This is a genomic window from Leptolyngbya sp. 'hensonii' (assembly GCF_001939115.1).
GTDB lineage: Bacteria > Cyanobacteriota > Cyanobacteriia.
The window spans coordinates 38,455-62,936 of the sequence record NZ_MQTZ01000004.1 but is presented as its reverse complement, the minus strand read 5'-3'; the positions used below and the strand labels follow the sequence as shown (position 1 = coordinate 62,936).

Annotated in this window: 26 protein-coding genes; 14 read left to right on the top strand and 12 right to left on the bottom strand. The window is 46.9% G+C overall.

What is annotated here, in order from left to right:
- The first annotated feature begins 14 nt into the window (after positions 1-14).
- Positions 15-758, top strand: coding sequence for a GIY-YIG nuclease family protein (locus BST81_RS02230; protein ID WP_075596921.1), 744 nt, complete (start codon positions 15-17; stop codon positions 756-758).
- Positions 759-800: 42 nt separating this feature from the next.
- Here BST81_RS02230 and BST81_RS02225 read toward each other — a convergent pair whose 3' ends face one another.
- Entirely contained in the window at positions 801-1,688 is an 888-nt protein-coding gene (locus BST81_RS02225) for a PD-(D/E)XK nuclease family protein (RefSeq protein ID WP_363079135.1), read from the bottom strand.
- Positions 1,689-1,830: 142 nt separating this feature from the next.
- Between BST81_RS02225 and BST81_RS02220 the strand changes: the two genes are divergently transcribed.
- Positions 1,831-2,040 carry a hypothetical protein gene (locus BST81_RS02220; RefSeq protein WP_075596919.1) on the top strand — a complete coding sequence of 70 codons (210 nt, stop codon included), beginning with the start codon at positions 1,831-1,833 and terminating at the stop codon, positions 2,038-2,040.
- The gene (locus tag BST81_RS02215) at positions 2,040-2,474 is read left to right on the top strand and encodes a hypothetical protein (RefSeq protein WP_075596918.1); all 435 of its coding nucleotides are present in this window, start codon (positions 2,040-2,042) and stop codon (positions 2,472-2,474) included. Before BST81_RS02220 ends, BST81_RS02215 begins: the two co-directional genes overlap by 1 nt.
- Before the next feature lie 70 nt (positions 2,475-2,544).
- Here BST81_RS02215 and BST81_RS02210 read toward each other — a convergent pair whose 3' ends face one another.
- The gene (locus tag BST81_RS02210) at positions 2,545-3,387 is read right to left on the bottom strand and encodes a GNAT family N-acetyltransferase (RefSeq protein ID WP_075596917.1); all 843 of its coding nucleotides are present in this window, start codon (positions 3,385-3,387) and stop codon (positions 2,545-2,547) included.
- Between the two features lie 83 nt (positions 3,388-3,470).
- On the opposite strand from BST81_RS02210, the gene BST81_RS02205 reads away from it, so the two are divergent.
- The 4 genes from BST81_RS02205 (at position 3,471) to BST81_RS27290 (ending at position 7,537) form a co-directional block, all read left to right on the top strand.
- A complete protein-coding gene (locus tag BST81_RS02205; RefSeq protein WP_075596916.1) occupies positions 3,471-3,965 on the top strand; it encodes a thermonuclease family protein in 495 nt (164 codons plus the stop codon).
- Between the two features lie 166 nt (positions 3,966-4,131).
- The gene (locus BST81_RS02200; protein ID WP_075596915.1) at positions 4,132-4,653 is read left to right on the top strand and encodes a hypothetical protein; all 522 of its coding nucleotides are present in this window, start codon (positions 4,132-4,134) and stop codon (positions 4,651-4,653) included.
- A 47-nt stretch (positions 4,654-4,700) separates the two neighbouring features.
- A complete protein-coding gene (locus BST81_RS02195; RefSeq protein ID WP_075596914.1) occupies positions 4,701-5,561 on the top strand; it encodes a succinylglutamate desuccinylase/aspartoacylase family protein in 861 nt (286 codons plus the stop codon).
- Positions 5,562-5,611: 50 nt separating this feature from the next.
- Complete coding sequence (locus BST81_RS27290) at positions 5,612-7,537, top strand: class I SAM-dependent methyltransferase (RefSeq protein WP_075596913.1); 1,926 nt, start codon at positions 5,612-5,614, stop codon at positions 7,535-7,537.
- A gap of 937 nt (positions 7,538-8,474) precedes the next feature.
- Here the strand turns inward: BST81_RS27290 and BST81_RS02175 are convergent.
- Both BST81_RS02175 and BST81_RS26895 read right to left on the bottom strand, forming a co-directional pair.
- Positions 8,475-9,017: a hypothetical protein gene (locus tag BST81_RS02175; protein ID WP_075596911.1), complete on the bottom strand. Its 543-nt coding sequence runs from the start codon at positions 9,015-9,017 to the stop codon at positions 8,475-8,477.
- A 190-nt stretch (positions 9,018-9,207) separates the two neighbouring features.
- Entirely contained in the window at positions 9,208-9,564 is a 357-nt protein-coding gene (locus BST81_RS26895; RefSeq protein ID WP_083636586.1) for an NfeD family protein, read from the bottom strand.
- Between the two features lie 260 nt (positions 9,565-9,824).
- Between BST81_RS26895 and BST81_RS02165 the strand changes: the two genes are divergently transcribed.
- Positions 9,825-11,171, top strand: coding sequence for a hypothetical protein (locus BST81_RS02165; RefSeq protein WP_143780187.1), 1,347 nt, complete (start codon positions 9,825-9,827; stop codon positions 11,169-11,171).
- 620 nt (positions 11,172-11,791) lie between these two features.
- Here the strand turns inward: BST81_RS02165 and BST81_RS27865 are convergent.
- The gene (locus BST81_RS27865) at positions 11,792-11,947 is read right to left on the bottom strand and encodes a hypothetical protein (protein WP_171974639.1); all 156 of its coding nucleotides are present in this window, start codon (positions 11,945-11,947) and stop codon (positions 11,792-11,794) included.
- A 41-nt stretch (positions 11,948-11,988) separates the two neighbouring features.
- Between BST81_RS27865 and BST81_RS02160 the strand changes: the two genes are divergently transcribed.
- On the top strand, positions 11,989-13,284 hold the full coding sequence (locus tag BST81_RS02160; RefSeq protein ID WP_075596908.1) for a hypothetical protein: 1,296 nt from the start codon (positions 11,989-11,991) through the stop codon (positions 13,282-13,284).
- Between the two features lie 132 nt (positions 13,285-13,416).
- On the opposite strand, the gene BST81_RS02155 is transcribed toward BST81_RS02160, so the two are convergent.
- A complete protein-coding gene (locus tag BST81_RS02155) occupies positions 13,417-13,656 on the bottom strand; it encodes a tyrosine-type recombinase/integrase (RefSeq protein ID WP_143780186.1) in 240 nt (79 codons plus the stop codon).
- A gap of 155 nt (positions 13,657-13,811) precedes the next feature.
- On the opposite strand from BST81_RS02155, the gene BST81_RS02150 reads away from it, so the two are divergent.
- From BST81_RS02150 to mauJ, 3 genes are all read left to right on the top strand, one after another.
- On the top strand, positions 13,812-14,651 hold the full coding sequence (locus BST81_RS02150; RefSeq protein WP_075596907.1) for a DUF4351 domain-containing protein: 840 nt from the start codon (positions 13,812-13,814) through the stop codon (positions 14,649-14,651).
- 87 nt (positions 14,652-14,738) lie between these two features.
- A complete protein-coding gene (locus BST81_RS02145; RefSeq protein WP_075596906.1) occupies positions 14,739-14,969 on the top strand; it encodes a hypothetical protein in 231 nt (76 codons plus the stop codon).
- 49 nt (positions 14,970-15,018) lie between these two features.
- Positions 15,019-15,795 carry a methylamine utilization protein MauJ gene (mauJ, locus tag BST81_RS02140; protein ID WP_075596905.1) on the top strand — a complete coding sequence of 259 codons (777 nt, stop codon included), beginning with the start codon at positions 15,019-15,021 and terminating at the stop codon, positions 15,793-15,795.
- Between the two features lie 18 nt (positions 15,796-15,813).
- On the opposite strand, the gene BST81_RS02135 is transcribed toward mauJ, so the two are convergent.
- Complete coding sequence (locus tag BST81_RS02135; protein WP_075596904.1) at positions 15,814-16,413, bottom strand: tyrosine-type recombinase/integrase; 600 nt, start codon at positions 16,411-16,413, stop codon at positions 15,814-15,816.
- Positions 16,414-16,824: 411 nt separating this feature from the next.
- Here BST81_RS02135 and BST81_RS02130 point away from each other — a divergent pair, with 411 nt between their 5' ends.
- Positions 16,825-17,040 (top strand): hypothetical protein, encoded by a 216-nt coding sequence (locus BST81_RS02130; protein WP_075596903.1) that lies wholly within the window; start codon positions 16,825-16,827, stop codon positions 17,038-17,040.
- A 198-nt stretch (positions 17,041-17,238) separates the two neighbouring features.
- Here the strand turns inward: BST81_RS02130 and BST81_RS02125 are convergent, their stop codons facing one another.
- The gene (locus tag BST81_RS02125) at positions 17,239-17,544 is read right to left on the bottom strand and encodes a hypothetical protein (RefSeq protein ID WP_143780185.1); all 306 of its coding nucleotides are present in this window, start codon (positions 17,542-17,544) and stop codon (positions 17,239-17,241) included.
- Positions 17,545-17,707: 163 nt separating this feature from the next.
- Here BST81_RS02125 and BST81_RS02120 point away from each other — a divergent pair, with 163 nt between their 5' ends.
- A complete protein-coding gene (locus BST81_RS02120; protein ID WP_075596901.1) occupies positions 17,708-18,097 on the top strand; it encodes a hypothetical protein in 390 nt (129 codons plus the stop codon).
- Between the two features lie 71 nt (positions 18,098-18,168).
- Here the strand turns inward: BST81_RS02120 and BST81_RS27860 are convergent, their stop codons facing one another.
- The 4 genes from BST81_RS27860 to topA all read right to left on the bottom strand — a co-directional run bounded on the left by BST81_RS27860 (position 18,169) and on the right by topA (position 24,431).
- Complete coding sequence (locus BST81_RS27860) at positions 18,169-18,387, bottom strand: hypothetical protein (RefSeq protein ID WP_171974638.1); 219 nt, start codon at positions 18,385-18,387, stop codon at positions 18,169-18,171.
- Positions 18,388-18,893: 506 nt separating this feature from the next.
- The gene (locus tag BST81_RS02115) at positions 18,894-20,108 is read right to left on the bottom strand and encodes an FAD-dependent oxidoreductase (RefSeq protein ID WP_075596900.1); all 1,215 of its coding nucleotides are present in this window, start codon (positions 20,106-20,108) and stop codon (positions 18,894-18,896) included.
- Between the two features lie 12 nt (positions 20,109-20,120).
- On the bottom strand, positions 20,121-21,659 hold the full coding sequence (locus tag BST81_RS02110) for an NAD(P)/FAD-dependent oxidoreductase (protein ID WP_075596899.1): 1,539 nt from the start codon (positions 21,657-21,659) through the stop codon (positions 20,121-20,123).
- Positions 21,660-22,265: 606 nt separating this feature from the next.
- Complete coding sequence (gene topA / locus BST81_RS02105; RefSeq protein WP_075596898.1) at positions 22,266-24,431, bottom strand: type I DNA topoisomerase; 2,166 nt, start codon at positions 24,429-24,431, stop codon at positions 22,266-22,268.
- Positions 24,432-24,482 lie beyond the last annotated feature (51 nt).

Below are 24,482 nucleotides of genomic sequence, written 5' to 3'. Positions count from 1 at the left end.
TAGACAGACGCTGAATGGACTCTTTTCAATACGTTTATTTGTTACAAGAACTGGATTTTGATGGCCTTTCCCCTACTGGACTTTATAAGATTGGCAAGACTATCAAGGATGTTGAAAGTCGAAAGCGGCAGTATCAAGCAGGAAACGCTCGTTTCCTCAAAACTCATCATTACATCCTTGTCCAAGATGCCCAGGTCATTGAAACAGCATTACATCGACAACTGACAGCATATCGAATTACCAATATCGGTGGGGGCGACGAATGGTTCAAATTCACAGCCGAAGAACTGGCATACGTGATTGCGTTAATGAATGAATATAACGAGGTTCCAGTTTATCGTCTGCCCATCTCCAACTTCTCCCCTAGTCCCTCCAATAATAGTTCCGTAGGTCTGGTTATCGGAATCCTACTCGTGATAGGAGCGTTTTTTTGGATCCTGCCTTGGCATTCCATCTCACCACCAGCAGGACCATCAACTCAGCAGCGTCCTGGGAAAACAATCACTCAAAGCACTTCCACCCATAAACCTCCTTTAGCACAAGGTATTCTTGCCAAAATAGAAGTTCCTCAATTAGACGGTATTAGAACTGTTGCCAGTCTGCGTTCAATCCCAAAATTTGGCGATGAGTTCATTATCGGTTCGCTGCAATCAGGTGACCGTGTGACGGCTTATGAGTTCAGCTCCGATGGCAGGTGGCGGCGAGTTAAATTGACAGACGGACGTTCTGGATGGGTTGCCAGCAATTTTGTGAGGTGAGAATAGCTATCGCATTGTACAGAAGAGAAGACATTCTATCGCTCAGAAGCTCAACACCAGTTGCAAGTTACCCCGACCAGCAGCGCAGCCCTCTGGCAATGGTACTGGACTCTCACTCACCGCTGCACAATAGCGGCCATAGGCGCAGCGATCGCAGTGGCTCCCTGGCTGCGGTTCCCACTCCGTCTCATGGCGCAGTTTCCAGGCCAGATCAGCAATCACCTGTTGCACCCGTTCCTGATGCTCTGGGGTGGCCTCATACCGCACCCGTTCCCCTGTTCTCAGATATAGCAGGCTCATGCCCCTGAGGGTCTGGTGGTAGACCTGCTCCAGGGCCAGATAGTAGAGACCAATCTGCAAATCCATCTCCTCTGGGTGGCTGAGCTTTACTTCTTTGGTGGTCTTGTAGTCGATCAGCTCCAGCCCATCCTCGGCATAATCCAGCCGATCGTAGCGACCCGTCAGACTAAACTCCAGATTCTCCACCTGTAGACTCGCCTGGATGCGTCCTTCTACGGCCAAAGGCCGGTGCAGGCTGACCTGGGACGCAATAAAGCGATCGTAGTAGAAACCCAACAACTGTCTGCCTTCCTCAACCTGAGTGGGACTAAGGTCTTGAGCCTGGGCACTCCAGCATGACAGAAACCAATCTAACGCTGGAAGTGGCTCCTGGTAGTGCCAGTCCCGATGGGCCTGGGCCAGGGTCTGGTGGATGGCCGTTCCCAGCGCTGCTGTGCCAAAGAACTGGTTGGTGTTGACCTTCCGTTCATAGCGGACATAGTAGGAGAAGGCACAGCGGTGGTAGGTCTGGAGTTTGGAGGCGGACAGGGAGTAAGCCATAGAGACCGATGAGAAACCGATCTCCTTAGGATACAACCTGCGATCGGCAGGTGTTAGGGAATAAACCAGCCGTAGAGGGGATAGGGCCAAAACTTCACGAAATCCTTATCCAGCACAGTGTAGGCATAGTAAAATACATCAGTACTAGAGATGCGCCTTGACGAAGTGGGTCCAGCACAACGCCAAGACGGCTTCTCCTCAGTTGTGTTAGCAACAAAGGAGCCTATTGATCATGCCAAAATCCAGGTATGACGAGGAAGAAAATGTTTCCAGACATGCAGCCGTTGATGAAGGATGCTGCGAAGAGATGGAGCAGAAGTATGGTTGGGAATTGAAGCGGATTGAGGAAACATCAGACCCAGTGCTTGAGGTGGACTGTGTTTTTGATGGTAAAACTGAGTTTCCGAAATCTTATTATGAAACTGACAAGGAGGAAGGCTGATGCGTAAGTACATTATCTTTCGGGCTGAAAAGCGTGAACCGGGCTGGAAAGAACGGAAGTTGCAGCACACCCAAGGATTGACGCGGATTTTGGCTGAATCCTTTGATTCTTCCGATCAGCCCATTCCGGAACCAGGATATCGCCCAACTGAGTTTGTGCGGGTGGATGCTTTGCATGACCCACAGGAGCATGGCTACAGCACTCACTATCGCCAGGGTGATTGGGAAGTGACCAGGGTAGAAACCTACACCCCTGATGTCCCCATGGGTGAGTTTGATCTGGTCGTGATTTGTTATTGCAAGTACAGTCCAATCAATGCTCCCCTGCAACCCATGCCAGAGCGTCAAGTCTCTCTCGATTCCTTTGGGGACGATCGGGATGCGTATCAAGGCTGGCTGGATGCCCAGGCAGATAAACAGCCTGCCGAAGTGTAGATCCAGTCTGTCCCTCAGCCCTACAGGCAGTCTGTGGGGCTTTTGCTATGGAGGGGGTGCGATCGTTCGTTCAGCCCAGCTCAAATGTCGTCACGCCAAAAATTCCCTCGATTCTGACTTGGGGAGAAGCCTGGGTATACATGCGGGCTGTTTCAAAGACGGGGGACATCTGGTAAGTTTCAACCAGTTGCAGCGCTGCTGGGTTTACCTCTGGCACATCCAGAAAACAGGTCTCGCCAGAAGCATGGGCAACCAGTCCTTGCAACAATTCCGCCGCGATCGCCCCATCCCAGGCAAACAGGGGACCAATCTTCCATCCCACCTGGCAGGGCCGGATTACCCCGTAGCCCACCAGGTTTTTTCCCTGGCGTTTGGCTAAGCCAATGGAACCGGTTTGGGTGATCCAGGCTTGTAGAAACGATCGTCGTTCAACCGGGAAAAACTGAGCGTCGAAGGCAACCAGCTCCTCAAAGGGGATTTCGGAGASKGGTGAGAGGGAGGGGGTTGGAGCTGCCAGGTCAGGAAAGGTGCCCTGATACCGAATATTGCGATAGGCCAGGGAAAAGCCCGATTTGCGATAGTTCTCTTGCTGGGCCAGGACCCCATCCAGGCCAATATTACGATCGCCCAGGTAGCTCATCCCCTGCTGCCAGGTCTGCCAACCCCAGCCCCGACCCCGGAATTCGGGCCGGACRATGTAGAAGCCCATGAACCCAAAGGTCTGACCATAGGCAACGGCAGAGATGCAGGACACGGGTTCTCCAGCGTATTCTCCGATGAAGAAGCCATGGGGGTCCGTGGCATAGAAGCTGGCTGCATCCTGCAAGCCGGGATTCCAGCCTTCCTGGGCTGCCCAGGAGATGGCCAGTTCCAGGTCAGAGCGCTGCATGGGACGGATAACCAGGGTTGTCATAAATTCTTTTAGGGGAGACGAGCTATTGCTGCCTGCATTATGGCAAAAAGGATAATAGCTCAATCCAGGTTAGATAAAAGGTGATGAAATCAGTTTTTGCAGCGACGATCKCAATCCTTGTCGCAGTTTCCCCCACGATCGCTCAGTCTAATACCCCAGTCACTATCGTCAGCATAGGAGATGGGGACACTCTGCGAGTCAACGATCGAGGCAGAATCGTAACAGTCCACCTGGGCTGTATTGACGCTCCGGAGCAGGCACAGGCCCCTTGGGGTGAGCAATCTGCCACATGGCTAAAGCAGAAGCTACCCGTAGGGCAAGCTGTCCAGATGCGAGTGATTAATACAGATCAGTACGGTCGCACGGTGGCTGAGCTGTACCTGGGGAATCGCTCCGTCAACCTGTGGATGGTGCAGGAGGGGAAGGCTGTGGTGTATCAACAGTTTCTGGATGGTTGCCGGGAGACGAAGAATCAATACTTGCAGGCTGAGGCTAAGGCAAAGCAGAAGCGGTTGGGGTTTTGGAATCAGAGTAGCCCGATAATGCCGTGGGAGTTTAGAAAGCAGCGTAGGAGCTAGGTTTCACCATCATCACTCTGCGTTAGCAGGAAGTAATCGATAGTTCGAGCTCTAAGTATTGTTCTCTCGTCACATCACAACAATCAAGGAAGGATGTATTATACTTCTATTACTTAAAATTACTAATTTAAGCCATTGCTATCTAAAAGTTGTAAGAGAAGGTGCAATGTCCCATCAACAGCCACAACAGAGTATAGACAGCGATACCGAGCTACCTGCTAGCCCTGATAGCTATGGAGGCGACTATTATGGGCACTTGCTGGAAGAGTACAAACTATATGTAGAAATGACAGATCGAATAAGTGCTAGAAGGATTCAAGCAAGTCAATTCTATATCTCTCTACTTTCTGCCCTGTTCGGAGTAATTGCAATTTTGATTGAAAAGAAAATCCTTCCTGGTTCTGAAGGTTCATTTTTACTACTTGGATCCCTACTCGGAGTTTTTCTGTGCTTTGTATGGTATGTCAATATCAATTCTTACAAGCAACTGAATTCACTAAAGTTTAAGGTTATTGAAGAAATGGAATTACATTTGCCCTTTCCTTGCTATGCCAGGGAATGGCAAATAGAAAAGAAAACAAAGCAGTATCAGCGTTTATCTAAAGTTGAGAAATACGTTCCTCTCAGCATTGCTTTGTTATATCTAGGTCTAGCTATATATGCTGGTTTTACTATCTTCAAGCAGTAGCTCCGTCTCCAGTACAGAAAAAGAGAATTCATAGCGGAAAAGTTTGCATGCAGGTAATTACCACTTCACAGGGATTTAACTTAGCGGTATTTGATACAGGTAAAACTGGTCCAACAGTTTGTATCTCTGGTGGTGTTCATGGCAATGAAACATGTGGGTTACATGCAATTTCTATGCTACAACAGCAGTTGTTGTCTGGAACAAAGTTATTGCGCGGTCGATTGTTTACTTTAATCGCAAATCTAGAAGCAGTACGACTACAAAAAAGGTTTATTGATTTTGATTTAAACAGATGCTTTCACAACGCATATGCTTATGGCTATGAAGCACAACTTGCTAAGCATCTTGCATCTCACTTAGTCGGAATTGATTATCTTCTTGACTTGCATTCTACTTCTGCTCCTACTCACCCATTTTGCGCAGGAGCTAACACAATAAATCACCTACGATTTTTTGAGATGCTTAGTCTTGAAGTATACACACAAGGCTGGGAAATTCACCGGCAACATACCATGCTAATTAATGAAGTTGATCGTTTAGGAGGTGTTGGCATTATTGCTGAATGTGGCAAAACTGGAGAATTAGAAACCGACAAAGTAGCTTACTGCGCTTCGCTTCATCTGCTACAAGCCCTTGGCATGTTACCTACAATTGAACCACTAGTACCAAAAACTCGATCATTTGTTCGGATCGAGCAAATCATTAAGGCAAATACTGAGCATTTTTACTTCACTCGCCATTTCAAGAATCTCGATCTAATAAAAGCCAACGAAGTTGTTGCTTATGATGGTCCTCAATCCATCTCTTTGAGCCAACCCTTCCTAATAGCTATGCCTACACAAGGAAAATTACAAGCTGGAGAAGAAGCGTTTGGCGTAGGTATGGTTGACTCTATTTTCTCAGCTTAAATCTTATTTCTATTTTTCCCGATGCAGATTCTAATTTCAGGAGAAGTCAGATGAGCCCCCAATCTAAAGAAAGAGTCTTTATCGCCTGGACAGGAGAATTAGGCAAAGAGATTGCTGAATGTTTGAGTGAAGACAGAATAGGAATGCTAAGCTTTGCCCAACTTGAGCCTTGGGTATCCGGAAGAATTACACAAGGTGCAAGCTGGTTTCAAGAAACTCAAGAGGCATTAGAGTCCGCTAAATATGGCGTCGTCTGCTTGTTGCCAGGTTCCTCTAGAAGACCGTGGATCAATTTTGAAGTAGGGTTTCTATTTGGCAGATTGAGGAATTGCAAGCTAATTAACTTTGGTGAAACCTTAACTAATCCTCTTGCGCAGCTTCAAAAAATGAATGGTACGCAAATGGAAGATTGGATAACTTTATTAACAGAAATGACGACTGGGCATCGCACCAGAGAAGAGTGTAAGGATAGAGTGCAACGAGCATTCCCTCGTTTAAAAGAAATTTTTGATCGTCGATATCAGTTTCCAGACAAATACTTAATAGAAATGGATCAGACGATTGATGAGATCCAGAGGGGGGCAGATGAACTCAAGAAATATTCCCACATTCGTGAAAATGCTTGTATGCAACAAGTTGTTCTCGATACCTATCGAGAGATGCAGAATCGATTAATAAAACCCTCCACATATACTAATTCTGTTGTATATACTGCTCTTGCCTCTCAATATCCTCAATATCTTATTTCCTTGCAGCGGAATTTAAATCCGGTAGTGAAAGCAGTTGCTCTCGTAAATATTGAAGAGGAATTTTGGCAGCAAGCACAGGGAAAAGAGATTCTACGCACTTCCAATAAGATGAACACTCGTATTTTCGTCTTCACTTCTGAGAAACAGCTCACTCAGATGAGTGAAACACTTCAAAATCATGCAAGTCATTACCATGTATATGCAATAAGCTATACTCAGTTAAGTAAAGAATTTAGCCTTTATGCAAAAGATTTCTCAATTATTGAAACTTCAAATGGCAAACTCTTATCAGACTACGATACATATCAACAACTTATTCGATTTAATACCGATCCAAGTATACTTGACGAGCATGAAAGAATTATAGAGAAAATTATTAGACATTCAGTACCTTTGCCACGCCAAAGAATGAGTGATGATGAATTTAAGCAGCTGACAGAGAACATTTTTAATCCTACTAGTCTTGAAACTTATGATAGAAAAACCATAGAAATGTCTTCCTACATTGATGTGGAAGACTATGATCAGCATGAAGAGAATCATGCGTACTATCGTGAGATGATGAATCGAATGATAGAGATTTTCTCACATCACTTTCCCTCAAGCTCGACGTCGTATCGTGTACTAGAGCTTGGAGCAGGAACAGGTATTTTCACAAGCCGCTTAGCCCAACAGACCAGTATTAATGAAATTGTGGCAGTTGAAATTGATTGGCATTGCTATAAAAAGTTGGAATACCGATTTCGAGATCAAAAAAACCGAGTGAAGGCTCTTCACGAAGATAGCCGCAAGTTCGATCCTCCAGGAAAGTTTGATTGCATCTTTTCCTCATTTGCCGATCACCATATCCGAGAAAGAGATAAGGCAAGATATTTCAAAAACGTCAAGCGTAATCTTAAGCCAGGTGCCTTAGTACTTGTAGGAGATGAATTCTTGCGAGAACACGACCCTGGGGATGAGGCTGATTATAGAGAAGCCCTAAGAGATTACCACAATCACATCATTGAAAAAGCCAAAGAAATTGGAGACAAAATCCTTGTTCAGCTTGAGTCCCAGGCTTTGCAATCTGGACTTGAAAAAGTTGGTGACTTCAAAGTTTCGTGTAGGCGCTACGAAGAATTGCTAACTCAAGCTGGCTTTATAATTGAAGGTAAAGAACGAATCGGACCTCAAGACCGGAGCGATGAGATTGGTGGTGTATATGTTTATACTATCCGTTGTTCTTGAGTGTAAGATTTTATATTTTTGGATACACATGATAGGTTTTGGGGACTTTATTCCTATTGGCGAATTGATTCCAAGATAATAGCCATTCCCATGAAGCAGATAATTACGACGGCTGAGCGTAACAGCCACGGACCCATCATCTGTACAATCATTTGGACAGCGTGTATAGCTCCCATCGTTTCTGATAACAAGCAAGTGATCGTGAAACCACATACCGCTAGAAGAAAGTACTTCAATAAATGAACTGTTAGTCTAAATAGTAAACTGTAGCGTCTTTCAATCATTTGGTAGTCCCTCAACCAATAGTTGGATAAGTGAGAGGTCATGCCAAGTCCAGGGCTGTAGAGCTAAACCTGCTCGTTAATCCGCAGTTGTTTTGAAGTGACTATGCTGCCAAATCCAATTGAAATAGCTCACCCCTAACCGGGTCGTCACTTTCGTCTGCTCCCATAGCTTGCCAAACTTGTTTTGTCGTCGATGCCACCGCCCCGTCTGTTGCCTGATAATGCCCTGAGTCAGTTGCAAGCATTGGGTCTGGTCCTTACCAATGTAATGCTCGATTTCCGGAGGTAAGACTCGTTCATACCCACCTCAATCATCACTGTTCCACTGCTTGCACTCTGTTTTCCCTTCTGTACTGACCACCAGTGCCTCAATCAACTCGTCGGTGTGTTTGCCCACTCGCGCCGCTAAAATCAAGCCCTTGGAATCGGCAAGACTCACCCCAATCCAGCAATCCCCAACCTCTAACTCCTCTGGGAAACATTGCCGTTGTTTTTTGAGACTAAGGACTACATCTCATCGACACTCACCTCCTCTGTCAGTACTGCCTGCACTTGAGCATTGTGCAACAGTTGAGCACCAGGGAGTATGGCTCAACTTGAGTATTTGTTTGAGCCATACTCCCTACTAGGGTAAAGAGATAAACTGCTGAAAATTAGCGGGGAATTGCTACTGGTTTCAGTAGTTCCCATCTAAGCTGACGGCGAACCTCAATGGTTGGGTGCTCAATGGCAACCTCTAGTGGATGGAAAATTACTGTAAGTTCAGGGTGATCATCCCCTCCAAATATTCCTCCATCGCTATCACCGATAACTTGGTACATCAGCACAAGGCTTGAACCGTGACTGAATAGGGGTTGCACATTGTGGCCAAATAGTCTCCTCCGAAAAGTTGGATCAGCCATCGTAAAGTCAAAGGTCTCGTTCCCATTAACTGACTTGATGTTCCATCCGGGAAAACGCTGATCCACGTTGAAAATTTCAACATCGCCAGAGTCTCCTTCAAATCTTGTAAAATCTTGCTTGGTTTCCGTCCAGGTTGCTCTAACCCTGGCAAAAAGTTTAGGTCCCCTTCGCATAACCGTAGTGTCAATAACCAGATCAGGACCATTTCCGTCAAAGTCTGTATCCCCTCCTACATGGGCTCCTTGGATGAAAATCTGCGAGGGTTGAATTGAAAAAGCACGTTGAATACCCATTATGTTTGCTCCGAAAAATTGAATAGGGAATGAAGCAGTCAAGATTCAGGAAGATGGTTGTTGCTTAGAAATGCTTTTCCAGCAAAACAGGAAAGTCGTGCTCCGGCATATCGCGATCAGATTGAGACTGAAAGTGTGAAAAGGATAGATCGAAGCAGCACAAGGGGACTATCCAATTTCAGGAGACACTTCAATTTCGCTCAAACTCAGGTTCAAATTCAATCGCTGGCAAAGTTTCTGCTGATATCGAATTGGTCAAATGAGCAAAGGGATCAGGTTCTACATAGAGTGTGGTGTTCCAGCGATCGACGACATAGACAATATCACCAGGATAAAATGTCACCTCTTGCCGACATCGAGCTAACCACCAGCTACCCTGATATGCCACTTGGCCTACTCTTCTCGGCAATATTTGTTGCGTTACGATAGCTTCTCGTGCTGGATCTGGTTGAGTCAGCTTTTGCTGAAAATTTTGCTGAGACTGGTGCGGAGTATCTTGCACTGCAAGTGACGAATGCAATTTAAATAGTTTGCCTAGAGTAAACATACAGTATTCTCCTGACTTCCTAAAATGACGATATTTGAGAGCAATTGAGGATTTCAGATGATCTCCTTACTCATCAGTTTCGTCTTTTCTAAAGGCTTCAACAATCGGAAAAGTTCATTTGTTCTAACCTCATAAAAGCTCAGTTCTGAGGTTAGAACAAATTTTTGTATAGAAAAATAAAAACCAAGGAAGTTCAGGAAAGTTCAGGAAAGTTCAGCTCTAAACTACTAAAAGGGAAGCACCTGTTTTGGGATAGTTGTATGAATGAACAAGAAGCACTTGACTTTGTTGAAGTATTACTGGCTAAAACTGGGAATAGGCTTAACGATGTGCAAAGGACAATATTTGCTGGCTCATGGTGCGGACACAGTTATGCAGAAATCTGTAAAACACTACCTGGATATACCATTGAATATATTGAACGCGATGCCGCCTACAAACTGTGGCGAATGCTTTCAATAGCTTTAGGAAGAAAGGTTACTAAGAAAAATCTACGCGGCCCAGTAGAAGCAGTTGCCAGAGAGCAAAATACACCTGTTGATGTTCTACAGCCTACTATGGGCAATAATCGGCATTTCTGGACTAGTTCCAAGGCACCATTTACAAGTTGGGGCAATGCTCCTGATGTGTCAGGCTTTCAAGGACGTGAAGCACCCCTTGAACAACTTGTGGAAAAAATCTGTATTGAGGGATGCCGCCTGAACATCATTTTCGGTCTTGGCGGGATTGGCAAAACCTTTCTGTCAGTAAAATTAGCTCAGCAAGTCCGCGATCAGTTTGACTTTGTAATCTGGCGTTCTCTGAAGCATTTTCGGTCGGGCGCATACCCTCCCCCTGTATCTGTACTCGCCGGGGATCTGATTCAGTTTATCTCCCATTTCCAGGATGACAGTAGCGATTGGTCAAGGCTGATAGATTATTTAATCGATCAACGTTGTCTGATCATTCTGGATGGCGTAGAAGTCCTCTTGCAGGCGGGTGTCCATGATGGTTCCTATCAGGATGGCTATGCTGAATACAAAAATTTTTTCCAGCACATTGGCAACACTGCCCACAATAGTTGCTTTATCCTAACTAGCCGAGAAAAAATCAGAGATGTTGAAACAACTGATTATTCTCACGTTTATGCTTGGAGACTAAAAGGCTTTGGCAGGCTAGAAGGACGACAGTTTTTGGAAGCCAGAGGATGCTTAGCCACATCAGACAGTAATTGGCAATCACTGATCAGTCGCTATAGCGGCAATCCGCTTGCCCTCGGTCACATTGCCACCAATATTCTGGAACTATTTGATGGCAATATTACCAGCTTCTTAAATCACTCAGAAATGCTAATTCCCCATTATATCCTCCGTAACTTGTTTGACGAACAGTTTGAGCGGCTTTCCGATTTGGAGCGCAGTATTCTCAAGTATTTGACAGAACAGCACGAACCAACTAAATTTAATATATTACAAGACGTACTACAATCGATTTCCAATGGGCATCTACAAGAGGCTTTGTTGTCTTTGCGGCGGCGATCTCTGATCGAGCTAAGCTCCCCTGACTATTCCCTTCAGATGCTGATTCGGGAATACCTGAGCCATCGCTTTAATAACACCCTTATCTAGAGATATAGCTATCAGCACTGATGTAGTCAGCTTTCGCCTACGTATCAAATCATCAAGAACGCAAAACACATGGTTTTTTCAGCAAACTGCCATTACATTTATACATTTAGATTCAGATCCATAATTCTCAGAACTTAGCAAGTGATCACTGCCAAGTCCTCAAATTATTAAATTCTCTATCCCGTATCAGTATAGATTGTAGCTTTTTATTCCTTCACTCCATCAATCTCCAGAGAGTTAGCTCAACGGGTTACTTATATTCGCTTAATTACATGCCCTATTCATTAATCAATTAACCTAAATGAGGTAAAAAAGATAATAGATTAATCTGAAACTGAGTTTGTCACTCGGAAAGAGTTTGAGACTGATCGGCTAACAAATCTTTTAGCGTAGGTTGGGTGGAACGAGGTGAAACCTAACGCCAGCAAGTCTTTCACTAGATTCAGCTAACGCTCAGCTTTTTGGGGTCTTCCGAGTTATGTCAGTCAAGCAAGAGTTTGAAGTATGGCAACAGTGCCCACAAGGTAATTAATCAATCTTTACATAGGAGTTTTAGGAAGGATAGACCGAAAAAGTCTCCTACTTTGTCCCCTTGAAAAGCCCCAGATCCTGATTCCAGCTCAAACAGCATTCTCTGATCTATCTAAAGACAGTTGTGCAACTGTCATTGTCACGTCAATAGCTTCATATGAAGCAAAGCTATAATCTTTTTCAGGATAGTAAATCATAATCAATTCTCTAAACTCAATTTTCAGGCATGCATCTACTGTCCCCATAGATTGACATATTCAACTGCAATAACAGGCAAGCATTTACCATGCCAGATCCAAACTACACCTATCTAGCATTTGAGCGTGATTCAGAGCGTTTATATAATCATTGGCTAGACATAAAGGCAGAATCTCCACATGACTTACTGCGACGTTTCAATGACCTGTTTATTGAAGGCGTTGGCTATCAAGATCAAGAGATTTTACAGGTGCGAAATCGGATCCTTAATTCACCCTGGTCAGAGCAAAATTTTAAGCACATCCTCAACCGATGCTGCTACATCCTGATCAATAACTGGTGGTCGGAGGAGAAAATAGAGATCCACCAGGCAACCCCTCGATTGGTAGCTCTGTTCAAAACAAAGCCAGTTCTGCCATCGACTACCCCAGAAACGGATTGCCTAAGAAAGCTGACTCAAGCATTCACTCAAACCCAGCAGTACGAAATGCTGGAACAACGACTGCGGATAGATGGTGGATGCCTGAATAGGGATCAGATAGGCAATGATAATTCTAGACAGCCAATTAGTGAGCTGGTTAACCGATATCCACCGCTGTATCCTTACTATTTGCAAGACGATGATACTGGTGATGGAAAACAGTATGCTATTGCACAATTACAAGCTCGACGGGAAAAGCAATTTGAGCAGCATCTATCGCGCTATATCATCAATCGCCTACGCCATCCTGATACCAGGATGGCAGATGATAACCCTACCCTATTGAGTGATCAGCAACTGACACAGGCAGTGAAGCTTTTTGCTGGTAAGGCAAAAGGTTCCCGTAGTTACCAAGACTCAGCAAGACACTTCTTTGCAAGCCTTGACCATGCTCAGTCTCATTTTGTGGTGAAACAACAGATTCATAACTATCTGACTACTTCTATTGATCCAGGCTATAGTGATCGTCATTTCAACACTTGGTTGCATGAACAATTAAACAATGCTTTACCACACAACGACCATCATCGCCCTGGTGAATCCTTGCTAGTAAAAACTTGCGGGCACTTGTTGGATGCCTTAATTGCTCATCCCAAAAATTTGAGCAATTCTAATCATTTGAGTAGTAATCACGTAGTCTTTCTTGACTTAAATAGCAACTTAGGAACAACTCATACTATCGGTCTTGTGCTTAAGATTGTCCTACTCTGCCGTACTGTTCAGACAAATCTGGATGCGATTAAAGCTCGTGTTGCTAAACGTTTTGCAGAGATGTTTAAGTACTACGAGGTTCAAGTCCAAGGCCAAGTATCATGGCTGACTGAATGTTTAGACAATTTGATGGTAGCCTATGCGATTCACTTTGGCAGAGGTGGCGTTTCCCGTTGGGAAAGTTTGCTATAAATCCGTCAACAGGCATTATCAAGAATGGCATCTAGAGAAGAATCTCTGAGCAGTTGGAGTATTTGACTACCCCCAAAATTGAGGGGTTTGGTACTGCTTATCCTAAAGAGGTATCTGGACTTAGCTTTGCCCCTACAGCTCTACCGGTTGCCACTGAATCCTATCAAACCTGGCAGGGTTCCTAGCCGTATACCTGACGGTGTTCTGAATATTGCGGTGGCCCAGGTATTCCTGAATGTCCCTGGTGGGCAGGCCCTGCTCTGCCAGGTAGTAGCCGCAGGGGTGGCGCAGCATGTGGGGATGGGCGGGTAACGGTAACTCTGCCAGCTTTCCAGCCCGATCGATAATCTTCGCGATCGCACCCAGGCCCACAGGTCCGTCAAGTTATGCCTTTGAATGGGTCCGATGATGTCCATAACTTCGTCCCAACAGTCTGAGCAGGGTGTGGTTACGATCGTCGCCACGGATGCGCCCCTGAGAATCTTGCCTTCGGATGATAGAATTGTACTACTTGCCACTTCCCTTGCATGTCTTTCGATAACGTCTGCAAACTGCTCTCAGAGAAGTATCCCGATCGCTTTGCCGCCTGGATTCTGGGCTATCCTCCCCCTGTCGTCGAAGTGCTCAAAACAGAACTGAGTATTGAGCCGATTCGGGCTGATTCGGTCATCTTCCTGGGTTTGCAAGAGCAGATCCTGCACCTGGAGTTTCAGGTCAAACTGGAGTCAGATCCGCCTTTACCCGTTAGGATGTTGGATTACTTTACCCGGTTATACCGTCTCTATCGGCTGCCGGTGACCCAGGTCGTGGTGCTCCTGACACCTCCGGCAGAAGGCACCGTGGTCGAAACTGCATTCGTAGCTGCTTCTACCCGACACGAGTATCGCGTCATCCCGATGTGGGAACAGGACCCGGCCCTTTTCTTGCAGGAYAATGCACTCTTGCCCCTGGCTCCCTTAGCTGCGGCTGCCAATCCGGAACAGCTCCTGGCCCAGACGGCACAACAGGTAAGCAGGATAGAATCAATGCAACAGCAGCGAGAGGTGTCTGCTTACACCCAGTTGCTGGCAGGCTTACGATTTAAGAAAACGATCATTCGTCAACTGTTTCGGGAGAGGGCCATGCGTGAATCTGTAATCTATCAAGATATTCTTCAGGAAGGCAGACAAGAGGGTAGACAAGAAGGTAGACAAGAAGAAGCCTTAACCTTTGTCTTGCGCCTGCTTACCCGTCGCATTGGTGTTCTCCCCAATGAACTTGAATCCCAACTGCAGACTCTGTCCCTGGCCCAACTGGAGGATCTGGGAGAGGCCCTGCTTGACTTCACGGGTCTGGATGACTTACGYCAGTGGTTGCAGACGCGCTAAAGTAGCGTTCCCATGACCTCAAGCTATTGGGATGAGTAAGATGCAGCCACGATCTCACCTCAATATGCAACTTTCTCCTTCCAGCAGGTGCATGGCTGGCTCGTAGATCTCCTACCCACCCATCCCAGTTTGGTTTTGGATGTTGAATCTGGAAGTGGACAAGATGCAGCCTGGTTCGCCCAACAGGGCCATGAGGTGATTGCTGTTGAGGCTTCAGAGCAATGCGATCGTACGCTCAACAGCTTCATCCTAATGCCCAAATTCGTTGGCTGGATGATCAGCTCCCAGCCCTCCAGCAAGTACATCGCCTGGGTATAGCGTTCAATGTAATTTTCCTCAGTGCAGTCTGGATGCATAGTGAACGAATATGAAAAAGCAGGCACATGTTTGGTATCAAGTTGAAAAGGGAGAGAATCCAAGATTTTCCCAAATGCATATTCCTATTCAAATAAACTCTTTGGAAGACATTATTCTTCTTGATGACCAGCCAGGTTTTATGCTTCTGAAGGCAATTATTAATCACCCCGAATCTAGTGAAGCAGCCTGTGCAATAGCGAACAAATATATCCCAAGTATCTTAAATAAAATTGCTTACTTCTATGATTTGAGAATTGGAAAGTCTCAATTATGTAGTGTCGATATCGTATCAGTCCGTTCTGATGGACAAGAAAAGATATTAAATACAAGGAATCCTACAGTTGAGGATCACGAATCTATTCGGATTGTAAATGTGCTAACTGTCTCACCCGACAAGTTAACAGCACTTCTAAAAATGCCTTTCCATAGACTTGGAGATACATACTACAAGCAATATAGAATTGCTATTCAAAGTAAAGATGTCATTGCTGAATACATGTTTCTCTACAGTATTCTTCTACAAATCTTTGGTGATAAACAGAAAAAAGTAGACAAATTTATTCAGTCAGCTCAACCTGATGTCAAAACCTTCAAAAAGCTGATCCGAATACGGGAAGAGATTGAAACTATCTATACAAAATTAAGGAATGAAATCGCTCATGTTCGTCGTGGCAAAACCTTTGAACAGACAATTGAGGAAGTAAATCAGCATCTTTTAAGCCTCAGAGAACTGACTAAAAAGGCAATTGAGGGCAAGATAGGGAAATGCCTCAAAAACCAAGGTTAACCCACCACTTATATTCCATCAATACTGACACGGCTGCCACTGAATCCTATCAAACCTGGCAGGGTTCCCAGCCGTATACCTGACGGTGTTCTGAATATTGCGATGCCCCAGGTATTCCTGAATGTCCCTGGTGGGCAGGCCCTGCTCTGCCAGGTAGTAGCCGCAGGAGTGGCGCAGCATGTGGGGATGGGCGGGTAACGGTAACTCTGCCAGCTTTCCAGCCCGATCGATAATCTTCGCGATCGCACCGGTTGAAAGATAGATTCCTCGCTCATTCACAAAGAGATAGTAGGAGTCGGGATACTTCTCCTTCAGCTCCCGTAAGGCTTCCACCTCATCCATTTGGAGGCGATGCACCCCACTGACGCTGTGTTTCAGCCGGTTGATCGCAATGCTCCGATCGTCCAACATGACCGCATCCCAGCGCAGGGGTGCAGCTTCCCCAGCTCGGAGGCCATGGCGGAACATGAGCAGCAGCAGGGTGCGATCGCGCAGGGGATGTCGTCCCCGCAATTCGGCAGCGGCGATCAGTTGGGACACTTCACTGAAGGTGAGGTACTCCCGACTGCGGTAAGCAGAATTTGGTTTGCGAAGGAGCGATCGTTCTGGGGAGAGCACGGTCTAATTTGGTGCATTTGTCCTATTTTACCCAACTGTCTGAAAAATGCTTATTTTTCAGACAGTTTTCAGCGAAAAGTAGCCCATTTTAGGGGTACTGATGGGTCCCCAAGAACAAAATCAGCAGACTTTAGTAGAACTTATGAATCGCACAGGGCTACAACCCGCATTCTTCCGTCAGCTCTGCTCAACTGATAAGTTGCACCTATGAAAGGGCTGGAGAAGGGAAAAATAATTCCGCACAATGGCGGTCTCTCTGGAAAAAATACCTTGGGCACAATGTCATCAGCTCTCTCCTCTTTGTCATCGTCTTGTCATCACACCCTGTCATCAGGCATTGATGACGGGTGATGACAGAGTTTCAAGAGGGTGTCATCAGAAAATCATCCATTTCGTCATCAGACTGTCATCATGCCTAACCCACTCCTGAGCGTTCGTATTCCCCTAGAACTCGATACCCTGATCAAACAGAAAGAGGCTGAAGGAAGGAATCGATCTGAGATTGCGATCGAGGCTCTGCTGGCTTATCTCAAGCCACCCAGTGCAGAGGATCAACTCGCAGCTCTACAACGGCGAGTGGAGGCAATTGAACGGATGTTACGAGAGGGGAGGAGTACTTCTCAATAGGGTGCGATCGGGCAAGTATAAATTAGCGATCTGAAGAAGCTGGAGGGAAATTGGGACAGGTCTGGTGGTAAGGTTCATCTCCAAAATATTCTTGTCCCTTCGATTGACCCATATTGTTGGCAATCAGGGGACAGCCGCCGTAATCAGGTTCCTGGTCGTGTTGTAGACCTGTGGACGCATACCCTAAAACTCCTTCACTTAAAGGGGTTGGGCGAATCCTATCCACATGTCTAGAACTCCACCGAATAGTTCCACCCCCTTCCGCACCCGTTGGGCCAGTATAGGGCTGGGTTGGCCATCCGCTTGGGCCGGGTAGCCCAGCACGATCGCTGCATCGAACTGGTTCTCACCCACAGCAGGCATGGGCACATGGACCACGATCGTGGCCACCAGATTGATCGTGATCAGGAAGAGAAACAACAGCCCTGACACAAGCAGACCCAGCACCCGGAAAAGATGTCTGGTTCTCTTGCACAGAGGGTGCCGTTGCAGGTCATCACTCATGGTCAGTAGTGGTTCAGGTGGCTCGATTCGTGGGTGTCAGATTACAGCATTCTCATCCATTGGAGACTACATTCAGCGATCTGACGGAAGGGATTCAGCGAGGATCTCGAAGCTATCAAGGGACATCCATCTTTAACCTCAGAAAGATTTCTGGGAAAAGTTTATGTACAAATCTTTCACCGCACTTACCCTCCTTGCAGTAGGGCTGCTAACCAGTCTGCCTCTCAAGGCTGCTGCAGAAGATCAGACCACTTTCTTACTTAAACGTAATGGCATAACCTGGTCGATCGGCAACTCCGAAACAACCCGATATGGCGCAATTTTCCAGCTTTATGCCGATGGATCTTTAGCAGAGGACTCTAGGGCCACTTCTTTTATCTTTGAAACCAACTGCTATCGCAATACCCTGACRCTTCTTTCAACCCGTGCTTACCTGAAGAAGGGTGGTTACAGTCAGAGTGATGAAGTCACTGCTCTCGCCGAATTTTCCCAAGATTCCCCGGTTGGTATGGCTCAGAACATGGTGTGTAGCTGGTTTTTTAACAGCAGATAAGTTGATGCCAACCCAATGATCTGGAGCATGATGAATTCAGATCGTAGATCTGCCTCCATGACCCGATTGGGTCATGGACTGTTTTTAACCTCGTTCTCCCACTTCCGGCAAGTTTCCCAGCCTTTGATTCCGGCTTTCGATCGCCGCTCTACCGTGAGCTGAGTTTGCGCTTCCTGATACAGGGTCATGTAGTGCTGGGTCTGAGTCTGAGCCTGCTGGAATTGGACCAATAGATCGTCCGCCCTGGTCTTTTCCTCAGTGTAGAGTGCAATGTAAGTAGGTCGGCACAATTAAATCGAGGATAAGTGTAGGGGTGAAGGGGGCATGCCCCCTTCCTGGGGGCGTTCGCGAAGCGTTGCGCCAGCAAAAGCCCCCAGACCCCCATTTTTATAACTAATCTCACCCGATTACTTAAGACTGGGGTTTCTCCTGCTCAGCCTGGTACCAGGACAAGACCTGATGATGTTTCTCTTGCTCTACTTGAAAGAGCTGATGATTTGCTTCTGCCTGTCCCTGCCATTGATGAACGGCTTTGCTGAATGCAAATATGAATACCCTCATCCCCAACCCTTCTCCCGCAGGAGAAGGGAGCTAAAACTCTTGTTCCCTCTCCTTTGGGAGAGGGCTAGGGTGAGGGCTGCATAAGGCTCAAGCACGAAAATCATACTTCTATTCAGCAACGCCTGATGAACTTCAGTGCGGATGATTTGCAATTCCTGTTGCATATGAACCAGTTGGTTGGCTGCGGCTTCGTTGGCTTTGGCAACCTTCCCCCATTCTTCTGATTCGAATGCACCTACCCAATCAACTGGGCGACCCGCTGGGCTGAAACGATCGCGCCTTCATGCAAGCCATCGCCCAGGTAGGCACCAACATGGTAAGTATTGTTCTCACCATTGGTATCCCTTACTTCGTCTCTATATCGGAAAGACTGAACCGTATATAAAGGGGTGTGATGTTCCTGGATATGCAGAATTTTATCTTTTGCAATCAAGCTATCCAGATCAAATGCCAAACTATAGGCCTGGGAGGAGGAGAGGCCGCAAAGCTGATTCAAGTAAGCATTATATCCCCAGCCCCTGTCTGTTTCAAAAAAGTCAAATTCTGAAAATTGCCGAATCCCATACTGGGAATACATGGAAGTATCCGTATGGATCACAGTTCTCATCCAGTTTGCCTTCCAGGCTGAAAACCGTCTGGCTTCTGCGTCCGTTGGGTCAGCCAACAGCTTCATCACCTGATCCGGGGGGGTCGCAAAAACCAGTTTGTCAAAGATCCCTATCTCCCCATTTGTGCCCATGATTTTCACCGCATCCGGTGTTCTAAAAATCCCTGCAATCTCAACATTGAGAAAAATGTCCCCTTGGAAGGATTTCAAGATCTTGTCAATATAGGAATAGACCCCATCTTTAATTCTGACCCAGTTGACAAAAATATAGTCTCGTAGTGCTGGAATGGCGAGTTCTGCTGGAAAATTGTCAATCAGTTCAAATGGCATTGAATAGCTATACATCGTGAGCAATTTCAGCCAGCGATTTCGAATACATTGGCGCTTCAGGTATTGCGAAAGAGGGTGATGATAAAAGTCTTTCTGATTGGCAAATCTTGTGTTAACCCAAAATCCAGCCGATCGGGCATACAACGTATCCAACCGTAGAGATTCGATCAGCCAACGCATCCCAGTAAAATTCTTGCGGATCACCCCAGAGGATAGAAAATGACGCCCCCCTTTGAGATACAAGGCTGAACCCAAATCAACAGGTTCTAATTCAACTTTCAATTCCTGCATCAAATCCAGAAAATTGTGAAACACACGGGGAAATTCGAGGACCCCGCATTCCAAACGCTGATTACAGTCAGATTGGTTAGGTTGCACATTATAATTGAGGGTCCGGATATGCCCCCCCAAGATAGGTTGTTTCTCAAATACGGTCACATGATGGCCCTTTTTGTCGAGCAAGTATGCTGTCACCATGCCGCTGGCCCCACCCCCGATAATGGCTATTTTCATATCTCACCATGTTTAACCTTTGCCTAAAACCACATCTCCAGACAATTTTTGATACAACAATGCCCCCGTCCAAAATGTAGCCGCGAATCCTGGATAGCCCGATGAGGCATTACAAAAATAGAAATTCTTTAAAGAAGTGCGGTAATCTAACCTGTCCATGCCCATATTGCGAGGGGTCAGACTTGAACCATAGGAATTCCCATTGGGGCACCAGCAAAATCGCTCATTGGTCGTTGGAGTTCCCGTAATTTTAAAGACAATATGTTGTCTAAAATTGGGGACATAGTGTTTTTCAACCACATCCAAAATAGCATCCAGAATTTCTGCCTTTTTCTGCCTGTAAGCTTTTGGATCATGTTCTTTTAGGGCCTTGAAATAGGCATAATTAGCAACTGTCAAAAACTCAATGATTTGACAGTTTTCTGGACAGTCGCGCTGATATTCTGTTAGCAAGGTAGGGGTCGTGATTGCAAAACTGGGCTTGGAGAAATCATGCTTTTCATACATTTTGTAAAAGGCATAATTCAAATCCTGAAGCTCCGTATGAAAGGTATTCCATTTACCAAATCCATACGCACGCAGATCTAAATCCTTAACCACACAGTAAGCCATGTAGTTGGAGGGGGAATAGTCATAATTGAGTTTCTGGCGGACTGCCCTGGAGAATTTCTCAAGACCTATCATCTGAGCCGCTTTTTTCGGATCCATGTTGCAGACGATCGTGTTGCCTACAAATTCAGTGGTTGTTTTGGTTTTGAGATTGATGGCTTGGACTCCAGTCACAGAGCTATTTTTGACAATAAAGCCAGTGACTTCATAGTTAAACAGAATCTTGCCTCCCTGGGCTTCAATCTCCTGCACCAGGGACTGAATCACCTGCTCAAAATGGCGAGTCGGATAAAAGGCCCCCTGTTGATATCCGGTAAATAAGATCACCCAGGCATAAAAAGAAAGTTGATCGGGAGGTAATAAAAAATCTGGCCATTGTAGGGCTAATAGGGTTTGGGCCGCTTTGGGCAGGTTAAACTTGTCAAAAACGTCCTGCAGCGTACTGTTGAGATACCTTAAGGTACTCGTCACTTCACCCAGATGCTGCAGCAGTTCCAAGGGTTGGACTGGAGGGGAGAGGCGCTTCAAGCCCTGACTGGTTTTCTGAACTTCGTGGATAAACTTCCGAATCGCCTCCCCTTCCTTTGGGAACAGGTCAGAAAGCCGCTGAATCAGGTCTTGAGGATCTGAGGGAATATCCAGTGCGTAACCGGGCATCCGCATGTGATCAAAGCCTTGAGGATCATATCGCTCAAAAGTGACGATCTGATCTAAGTCCAGCTTCTTCAACACCCGATTCACCGTATGTCCTTCGCCGCAATCCCAAACATAGTGAAGCTGGGCATTAAACTTATACTTCTTGGCCATGGTGAAGGTGTGGCCAAAGCCACCAGGGTGCTCATGGGCTTCCAGGATTTGCACCGTTTTCCCGGCTTTGGCCATCAGGGCTCCAAAGACCAGTGCAGATAAGCCACTCCCTACGATGAGATAATCGGGTGTCATGGTGTATTTCCTCAATCCTTGAATTTCCCATGCCCCTAGCGATCAGGAGGCTGCGATTAGGTTGAGTTGTGCGTTGTGCTTAATCTTTTGCTCTCATGAAGTGGGATTCACTGCATAGAGCTTAAACTTTACTGATGGTGCTATCTCCAACAACCCTGCAAAAAACCCTTTGAAGCAATTGAGACCTGTTTCAGCTCCCTTCTTTGCTAGCTAACCTTTCTTTAGCTAATTTACAGATCTCAATCTGATATGCTCGATCGTTCTCGCCATCTGCTACGGCGCGATCGCTCAAAATCTTCTTTTCTATGCTCTAACCTCTATGCTCTAACCTCTATGCTCTAACCTCTATGCTCTAACCTCTATGCTCTAATTAGGTTGCAGAAATGAATGATTTTGTTTCAAATTGTAGTCAGCAATTAAGTTTGTTCTATTTATAATTCCATCCTAGATCAGACGAGATAATCTGCAATCAAGCGTTGATAACTCTCAACAATCTACCCACCTGGGCGAGGTTGCAGACCTGCACAGACTCAAATTGATCAGGGTTTGAGAACCTGTGCAGGCAGATTGCTTTGGTTGTTGCGATTGCGGCCCATTGCAGATTAGTCAGTCCACGACGGTAAGTGCAGGGGTTTTGAGGATACCAAACTTGGGAGACCAAAAGCCATCCCGCCCCTCAAAGAAAGCCACATCTTTGCACTTACCCTGGCGATGTTCGGGAATGGCACAGCGTAACATGACTTTGGTTTTGCCCTCTTTGGTATAGGCATACCGCTCCAGCAACGCCCTACAGCCAGGACAGGGAAAGTCTGTCAAGGCTTCCGGGTCGGGGGTTCTCTGACTGTAGGGCAACTCGTATTGCTTAAGTTTTGGATTCCAGAATAGGGCTGCACCACAGCCCCCCTGCTTCCGATCGCAGGCGAGGAAATGATTGCCCCTAATCTTGGTGGACTTAGAAGGCACCTTCACCAGGGATTGGCCACATTTAGGACAGGGTTTTTGAGTGGTTTTGGCAGACTGGGGAGAAGCTGGGGGAGTCGGGGGCCTGCCCACAGAGGATGAAATTTTCTGGATAGCTTGCGCCAGGGCCGGGGCAAAGTAATTCCGGTTCCATTGGGTGAGGTAGGTTTGCCAGTCTTCTTTTCCAGCAGCGATCGCATCGAGGGACGATTCCATCTGAGCCGTGAACTCCGGTTGAATCAGATCGGGCAAAACCTTCTGTAGAAATGCATCCAGTTCCAAACCCAGAGGGGTGGGCTGAAGTTTGCCCTTCACGCCTTGCACATAATCTCGTTCTTTCAGGGTTTTAATCGTAGGAGCATAGGTGGAAGGCCGACCAATACCCTGACGCTCCATCAGTTGCACCAGCTTGGGCTCGGTGTAGCGAGGTGGGGGTTGGGTCTGTTTGGCTTCTGCCCCGGCCTGAATCAGGGTCACAGCCTGCCCCTGATTCAGGTTAGGCAACTGCACATCGGCACTCAGATTATTCCAGTAGCGGGTGTAGCCGGGAAAGGTCACCACCTGGCCCCGAGCTTCCCAGAAAGCCTCGCCAGATTGGGTGACAATACGAGTTTTGGCGATCTGAACCGGGGCACATTGGGAGGCTACAGCCCGATGCCAGATCAGCTCATAAAGGCGGGCGGCATCGGCGGATACCCTGGCCTGCAGCAGTTGTGGAGTTTGATTCACCTCTGTGGGTCGAATAGCTTCGTGGGCCTCCTGAGCCTGCTGTTTGGAACGGTGACGGGTCGTTCTGGCAGGTACATTGGTGGGGTCCTCTTGTTCCAGGTATTGCCGAACCGCAATACAGAACTGCTCCGAGAGCATCACCGAATCGGTGCGCATGTAGGTAATGTGCCCAGCTTCATAGAGAGACTGGGCAATTTTCATCGTCTGGTCGGGACTGAAGTGCAGTTTGGCCCCGGCTGCCTGCTGCAGGGTGGAGGTAATGAACGGCGGTGGAGGAGATTGGGGCGTGGTTTTACGATCGACCTTCACAATCTGGTGCGGCTGGGAGCGGGCGATCGCGACCAGACGATCGGCTTCTGCCTGAGTGGTGACCCGATCCCCTTCTGCCCCATCCTGGCTCTCAGCAGCATCCTCGCTCGGCACTGTCGGAGCCTGCTTGCGGGGCGTCAAACTCTTACGGTAAAGGGCTTTGAACCCTTCCCGGTACTCCACCCACACCATCCAGTAATCCTGGGGCTTGAACGTCTGAATCTCCCGTTCTCGCTGACACAGCAGGTGCAGGGTAGCGCTTTGGACCCGGCCCATGGACTTTGCTCCATTGTTGAGCTTCCAAACCAGGTGCTTGCTGCCCCGATACCCCACCAGCTTATCCAGGCAATCGCGGGCGCGTCCAGCCCCGATGAGAGCCTGGTCCAGGGGACGGGGATGGGCGATCGCCCGTTGCACAGCGGCAGGTGTGATTTCACTGTAAACGACCCGCTGGGGATTTTTCAGGCGCAATTCTTGCTGGAGATGCCACCCGATCGTTTCCCCTTCCCGATCGGGGTCAGTGGCGATATAGACCCGATCGGCCTGCTTGACCACCTGGCGCAGTTCTGCCAACACCTGTTTAGCTCTGGCTCCTCTGGGTTCATAGCGGCATTCGACCTGATTTTCGTTCAGGTCAAAGCCAAGGGCATCTTCCCCATCGTTGGCCAGTTCCCGAATGTGGCCCAAGCTGGCTTTAACAATCCAGCCCTGGCCCAGGATCTGACTCAGCTTCCTGGATTTACCTGGACTCTCGATTAGCAACAGGTTAGCCATCTGTCCTCTCCAACGATCGCTCTCTTTATAGTACAAAAGATTTACTAAATA

Bases quoted from the DNA above. Each gene is read 5' to 3' on its own strand.
- BST81_RS02230 (WP_075596921.1), top strand. From the start codon at position 15: ATGGACTCTTTTCAATACGTTTATTTGTTACAAGAACTGGATTTTGAT.
- BST81_RS02220 (WP_075596919.1), top strand. From the start codon at position 1,831: ATGCCAAAATCCAGGTATGACGAGGAAGAAAATGTTTCCAGACATGCA.
- BST81_RS02215 (WP_075596918.1), top strand. From the start codon at position 2,040: ATGCGTAAGTACATTATCTTTCGGGCTGAAAAGCGTGAACCGGGCTGG.
- BST81_RS02200 (WP_075596915.1), top strand. From the start codon at position 4,132: ATGTCCCATCAACAGCCACAACAGAGTATAGACAGCGATACCGAGCTA.
- BST81_RS02195 (WP_075596914.1), top strand. From the start codon at position 4,701: ATGCAGGTAATTACCACTTCACAGGGATTTAACTTAGCGGTATTTGAT.
- BST81_RS27290 (WP_075596913.1), top strand. From the start codon at position 5,612: ATGAGCCCCCAATCTAAAGAAAGAGTCTTTATCGCCTGGACAGGAGAA.
- BST81_RS02175 (WP_075596911.1), bottom strand. From the start codon at position 9,017: ATGGGTATTCAACGTGCTTTTTCAATTCAACCCTCGCAGATTTTCATC.
- BST81_RS26895 (WP_083636586.1), bottom strand. From the start codon at position 9,564: ATGTTTACTCTAGGCAAACTATTTAAATTGCATTCGTCACTTGCAGTG.
- BST81_RS02165 (WP_143780187.1), top strand. From the start codon at position 9,825: ATGAATGAACAAGAAGCACTTGACTTTGTTGAAGTATTACTGGCTAAA.
- BST81_RS27865 (WP_171974639.1), bottom strand. From the start codon at position 11,947: ATGGGGACAGTAGATGCATGCCTGAAAATTGAGTTTAGAGAATTGATT.
- BST81_RS02160 (WP_075596908.1), top strand. From the start codon at position 11,989: ATGCCAGATCCAAACTACACCTATCTAGCATTTGAGCGTGATTCAGAG.
- mauJ (WP_075596905.1), top strand. From the start codon at position 15,019: ATGAAAAAGCAGGCACATGTTTGGTATCAAGTTGAAAAGGGAGAGAAT.
- BST81_RS02130 (WP_075596903.1), top strand. From the start codon at position 16,825: ATGCCTAACCCACTCCTGAGCGTTCGTATTCCCCTAGAACTCGATACC.
- BST81_RS02125 (WP_143780185.1), bottom strand. From the start codon at position 17,544: ATGAGTGATGACCTGCAACGGCACCCTCTGTGCAAGAGAACCAGACAT.
- BST81_RS02115 (WP_075596900.1), bottom strand. From the start codon at position 20,108: ATGAAAATAGCCATTATCGGGGGTGGGGCCAGCGGCATGGTGACAGCA.
- BST81_RS02110 (WP_075596899.1), bottom strand. From the start codon at position 21,659: ATGACACCCGATTATCTCATCGTAGGGAGTGGCTTATCTGCACTGGTC.
- topA (WP_075596898.1), bottom strand. From the start codon at position 24,431: ATGGCTAACCTGTTGCTAATCGAGAGTCCAGGTAAATCCAGGAAGCTG.